3 protein-coding genes are annotated in these 4,673 nt (G+C 46.9%); 1 reads left to right on the top strand and 2 read right to left on the bottom strand.

The window, feature by feature from the left end:
* A partial coding sequence (locus ENN47_01050) for a diguanylate cyclase (GenBank protein ID HDP76778.1) occupies nucleotides 1-1,634 on the top strand: 1,634 nt, incomplete at its 5' end.
* Between the two features lie 473 nt (nucleotides 1,635-2,107).
* Here the strand turns inward: ENN47_01050 and ENN47_01045 are convergent.
* Nucleotides 2,108-3,103 carry an alpha/beta hydrolase gene (locus ENN47_01045; GenBank protein HDP76777.1) on the bottom strand — a complete coding sequence of 332 codons (996 nt, stop codon included), beginning with the start codon at nucleotides 3,101-3,103 and terminating at the stop codon, nucleotides 2,108-2,110.
* Nucleotides 3,100-4,446: a sugar ABC transporter ATP-binding protein gene (locus ENN47_01040; protein HDP76776.1), complete on the bottom strand. Its 1,347-nt coding sequence runs from the start codon at nucleotides 4,444-4,446 to the stop codon at nucleotides 3,100-3,102. Before ENN47_01040 ends, ENN47_01045 begins: the two co-directional genes overlap by 4 nt.
* Nucleotides 4,447-4,673 lie beyond the last annotated feature (227 nt).

Here is a 4,673-nt window from a genome sequence, read left to right as displayed (position 1 = left end):
GGTCCGGCAACAGCCAGCAGCTGGAGTACCGAATCATCCGCAAAGACGGCACTATTAGATGGGTAAGCGAATTCTCAAGACCAAGTTACTCAGGCGGAGCTTCCGGCATCAAGAGCATTTGCGGTGCGATCAGAGACATAACAGATGAAAAACTGGCGAAAGATGAACTGGAAAAGACGAAAGAAAAAGTGTCCAAACTCCACGATGTTGCCCTGAAGATGGAGAAATCAAATGAAGAAGACACGATATATCACTCGATAATTGACGCTTCAGTCAACATATTCGGTATGGATAAGTTTGGTCTGTATCTATACTACAATCAGGAACTGGTTACTCTAGAAACCGAAGGAGAGATTTCATCCCTCCAGGGCTACCTTTTTAGGAGCGGAATCTTGAGAGACTCGATAGAGAGCGGGACCTCAACGTTCATAGATGCCGCTTCGCTTCACAAGGTAGTTCAAGATTGCAGCGTATCTATTTCCATTGTTCCGATGAAGAGTATAGGTGCCTTCGTGTCGTACCATGAGTCGCCGATGAAACAGGAAGAAGTGAAGCTTGTCGAAACACTGATGGCTCATGCAAGCGAAGCGATTTTCAGAATAAGGTCAGACAGAGAGATTCACTATGTAACCTTCCATGACCCCCTGACTTCTCTCTACAATAGATCTTTCTTCGAGGAAGAAGTGGAGAGGCTGAACGTGAGACGCCAAATGCCAATAAGCATCGTTATGGGAGACGTCAATGGATTGAAGATTGTCAATGACGCTTTCGGTCATCTGGAAGGTGACAGGTTGCTGAAAGCCGTTTCCGAATGCTTGAGGTCCTCTCTCAGATCTGACGATATAATTGCTCGATGGGGAGGCGACGAATTCATAATGCTTCTTCCCCAAACCAACACTCAGTCGGCGGAATCTCTTGTTAGCAGAATAAAGAAGGCCCTGACACAAATAGCGGGGTTCGATCTGCCCATAAGCGTTTCATTCGGGATCGGAACAAAATCCGACATCGATCAGGATTTTCGAGAGACTCTTGTTTCTGCCGAAGAGAAAATGTACAGAGACAAGCTTCTTAACAACATATCCATGAGAAGCAGAACGGTCGAGGTGCTTGAGAAGAGTCTGCTTAACAAGAGTTATGAGACGGAAGAACATACGGAAAGGATCAAGACTCTCAGCAGGGATTTTGGGAAGTTCATCGGATTGTCTGAAGCCGAACTTGATAATCTTCTGCTCCTTGGCGCCCTGCACGATATTGGAAAGATTGCAGTTCCAGAGGAAATACTAACCAAGGCCGGCAGTCTAACCTCTGAAGAGTGGAAGAAAATCAAGTCTCATCCCGAAGCAGGATTTAGAATTGCCCTATCTTCGCCCGAGCTGGTGGGAATTGCGGATGAGATCTTAAGTCATCACGAGTGGTGGGACGGCTCAGGGTATCCCAGAGGACTGGTTGGCGAATCAATTCCACTTCTGGCAAGAATCATGTCAATAATAGATGCTTACGATGTCATGACAAGCGGGAGGCCGTACAAACACCCGGTATCCTCTGAAGAGGCAATAGAAGAGCTGCGCAGATGTTCTGAGAAGCAGTTCGATCCAGGGCTGGTTGATTCCTTTGTCGATTTTTTGGGCGTATGACACTTTTCGTTCATGCTTTCTGTTCTCTGACAAGACTTCTTAGGAAGAACCGGTTCTGGGGCAAGGGGTCTAAGATCTGGTTAGATAATTGTAGGCCGTTCTTGGGAGAGCAGCTGTTTGCTCCGATGCAGCGCTCCCAGGTTCTTCGTTATTGGTCCAAGATTCCCTAACGCTTAAGCAAGCGCCGCCCCTTGTCCTACGTCTCAAATCATTAACCCGTCTTCCGGGAATAGCAGCTGCAAGTTGTCAAAGATCCGCTGATCACTGGAAGATCCCCTTTTTGCTGAACTGCTTTGGTCCGTCGCGAAGGCAAGCGACCTGGATCTACATCTATTTCCGATAAAGGAGGACGGACAACGGAGTACCAGTCCCTTTGCTCTTCCCGACTCGAAATGCCTAACCACTAAGTAGGCTGTTCACTTTGTATAGTAATCGGCTAGGAAGAAGTTGAAAGCCCTTTCTGAGGCTCGCAGTCATTCAGTAGGTTTAGTACTTTCCAGAAGGCGCAATTTTCTTCTTGCCTCTTTGATCCCCAGTTTCTTCAGAATGTACTTGCCAAGAGCATATTCAAATGGAAACCAGGAAACGTGTCCTATCGGCACAATATATCTCTTCGGTCGGCCGAAAGCCTCCCACAACTGCTTTCTCGTCTGTACTGGAAGGGCCTTGTCAAAAAGCGCCTCGATCATGGTCACCTTTTTGCTGTCGTTGAACCGAGCATATGCAATAGGATCGATTTTGAACAGGGGATGAAGATCGGATTCCAGTAGCTCGGAAGCGTTTTTCATTTTCCTAACTGCCTGAGAGTCTTCTTTGAATCTCGCGTTGAGTCTCTTCTCATCGTTCAGATACCCTTCTTCACCAGAACCGCTTCGAAGTGACAGGCGGATTGATTTCAGCACTGGGGACTGCCAAATTATCTTGGCGATGTTGCCTCCAACGGTCATCAGAATCAAGTCGTTTATTCTTTTGTCAATAGCGCTGACTATTGTGGAGACCATGCCTCCGAGGCAATAGCCGAAAAGGCAGTTGTTCTCCCACCAGATGTTCTCTTGCTGGAGTAAATCGATAGTCGTCATGGTATCTACGACTGCCTGTTCCCAGAATACGGTCAGCCTTCTTAAATCCGGCGAGAAAAAGTCCTTTCCGCTAGTAGAACCACTTGCCGTTCTCGTATAGTTTCCCGGAAGAATCATCACAGAGGCTTGCAGGCCTGCGCTTGCCAAATGGCTTCCCATCCAGAAAAGGAATGGGATATTGACTGTGCCCAGGCCGTGAAGTATCAGTATCGAGCCGACAGCGCGTTCTCTTGGGGAAAAATGATATATCTCGACATCCTCGGTTCCCTTAATGCAGTTCTTGTACAGAGAAGGATACTTTATGATAGAGCAACGATAGTGTTTGCCTTTGAATATATAACCACTGGAAAACTCTATCTTCTTCTTCTCATAAGAGAAATCGGGATTCATCCGGCGCTCCTCATTTTTCTCGTGCTCAAAGCACTGCTCCCTGCCTCGTCTGAGATAATCACTGCGGCCTTAGATCTATTCACGATATCCTGAAGAACAGTCGAAAGAGCGTTTACCGAAACCGGGTCTAACCCTAACAGTGGTCTTACGAAAACAAATAGATCACAGGCATCGAACCTCAACTGTGAAAGCTTTTTGTCTTCCTCAGACACAAGGCCGGAGAACCCAGGGATTCTTTCAAGTCCTGCAAGAAAACTCTTGACTGAAACAACGCTTTCCTTATTCAGAATAGAGCTTTTCTTGAGTGCCTTGGATGAGTTGAAACTTCCCGATTTCTTCAGCATTACCTGAGAGACAAGTCCAGTATTCTTAAGGTTTGAGCTGAAATACTTTTCGGCTGCAGTAGAAGACGATCTGGAGGAAAACCGATCGAAGAAACTCTTCGCCTCTCGAAATAGCGGGACCGAGTTGTCGGTAAAGGGATCCTGCCTGGTCATAGCTCGCGTAAATACTCTCACCAGCTCTCCACTATCACAGAAGATATTCAGAACCTCCCCTCTTTTCAATCTAAGATCCTGCCCTGAACCGGCAAGGTTACTTATTTCGATCAGCGGTTCTCCTTCTGCGGGAAGTATGGAGAAATCACTTGAGGCTCCCATTCTTTGGAGTATCGATCCCTTTTCGATCGGGGTAGGGAGGTGCTCAATTCCCGACTCGTCCATAAAAAGCAGATGATCTGCCAGCGCCATTACGTCTGGATCGGAAGTCGCAACGAGAACTGCGGTTCCACTACTCTTGATCACTTCAATCATTTGGAGAAGCCGCTTCCTGGATTCGGTTCGCAAAACCGGGAATAGATCGTCGATCATCAGAACTCTGGGTTCGGAGAAGACAGCGGCTGCAAACTCCAGCAGCGCCTGCTCATCAGGCAAAAGTGAAGAGACTTTTGACGAAGGATCCAAGCCTAAGCCGAATTTGGAGAGCAGTCGCGAAGCCTCGCTGTTCATCTTCTTTCTGCTAATCGTGAACTTGCCGGATCCAAGAAAGATATTCTCGGCGACCGTAAGATCGGGAACAAGCATGTATTCTTGATAAACGGCACTTAGGCCGATCCGTCTCGCCTCGACGATTGACCGCAATTCTACCCGGTGACCGTCAAAGACTATCTCGCCAGAGTCTGGACGGATGTCTCCGCTCATGATCTTGATGAGCAACGACTTTCCTATCCCGTTCAAACCTCCCAGAACAGTCAGTTTTCCACTCTCAAGATTAAAATCAACAGCTTTCAGAATTCTCTTGCCACTGTATGTCTTTTCAATTGCTCTAACTTCAAGAATGCTCACAAGACCTCAACTCCAGTTGAGAAAGTCCTCGCAATCCTTTCCTGGAAAATCCGAGAAGGACCGCGCTTTATTCAATACTATCAGATCCAAGTCATCCATCTTAATTGATGAGTGGAATCATTAGGTACATCTTGCTTTTCTTTCCCGCCATTAGAAGATTTCCCTTCCTAATCAGTATGAGAATAATAGAATCGTTGATCCTCGAAAGAGCTGACTGCAGCTTTCTT

It is taken from the genome of Mesotoga infera (assembly GCA_011045915.1).
GTDB lineage: Bacteria > Thermotogota > Thermotogae > Petrotogales > Kosmotogaceae > Mesotoga > Mesotoga infera_D.
Note: the sequence above shows the minus strand (reverse complement) of the source record. Positions and strands in the feature narration are given on the sequence as shown.

Bases quoted from the DNA above. Each gene is read 5' to 3' on its own strand.
- ENN47_01045 (HDP76777.1), bottom strand. From the start codon at position 3,103: ATGAATCCCGATTTCTCTTATGAGAAGAAGAAGATAGAGTTTTCCAGT.